This window comes from Paenibacillus sp. Pae15 (genome assembly GCF_024519685.1).
GTDB classification, from domain to species: domain Bacteria; phylum Bacillota; class Bacilli; order Paenibacillales; family NBRC-103111; genus Paenibacillus_G; species Paenibacillus_G naphthalenovorans.
Window position 1 is genome coordinate 1 of record NZ_JALJRM010000080.1, and the last position, 786, is coordinate 786.

1 pseudogene is annotated in these 786 nt (G+C 49.7%); it reads right to left on the bottom strand.

Annotated elements, in window-relative coordinates:
* Positions 1-786, bottom strand: a pseudogene (locus tag NR121_RS25525) (transposase); the annotation flags it as partial.

Sequence of the window (786 nt, forward strand, 5' to 3'; positions counted from 1 at the left end):
TTGCCATTTCTTCGATTTCTCTTTGTGGTAGGTGCTGTATTTGACAATGGCCTGAACTTCTTCTTGCTCCAAATAGGCGTAGTTTTCTTCTCCGCCATACCCTGCATCGGCAATGACTGTATCCGGCAGTTTGCCTAGAGCCGCTTTCACTTTCTCCAGATGCGGTTTCAAGCAACGTGTATCCGTTGGACGCTGATGCAGACTGTAACCGACAATAAATTGGTTTTCCGTTCCGATCAGTACGTTGTATCCGGGCTTCAATTACCCATTTCGCATGTGATCCTCCTTCATTCGCATGAACGTTGCGTCCAGATCGGTTTTGCTGCAGCTGTTCCGTTATCCCAGCACTTCCTGATGTCGTTCATACTTTTGTAGCCGGGGCAGCAGGTCCTTCCGCAGCATCCGTACCGCTTTTTTTTAGCGGCTTGTCTTTAGGCTTGTGCTGCAGCTTCTCTTCCAGCTTCTGAACCGCCTTTTCCAGCTTTTCACTTGTGAGGCTGGCAGCTTCGCCGAGCTCCGACAAATCCCGGCCTTGCTCTTCCTGTTCTTCCTGTTGCTCTGCCGCCTCGATGCTCGCAAACAGTGTCTTCACTTTTTCCTGCAGCTTGGCCTTGTGCTTTACCACTGCCTTTCCCCATACAAACGTATACTTATTGGCATTGGCTTCGATCTTGGTTCCGTCAACGAAATAGTGCTCCAGCTTGACGTACTTCTCCTCGACGAGAAAACCTAAAATGGCTGTAAAAACCGTTTCGAGGACATCTTTCATCCGCTCGGAGCGGAAGC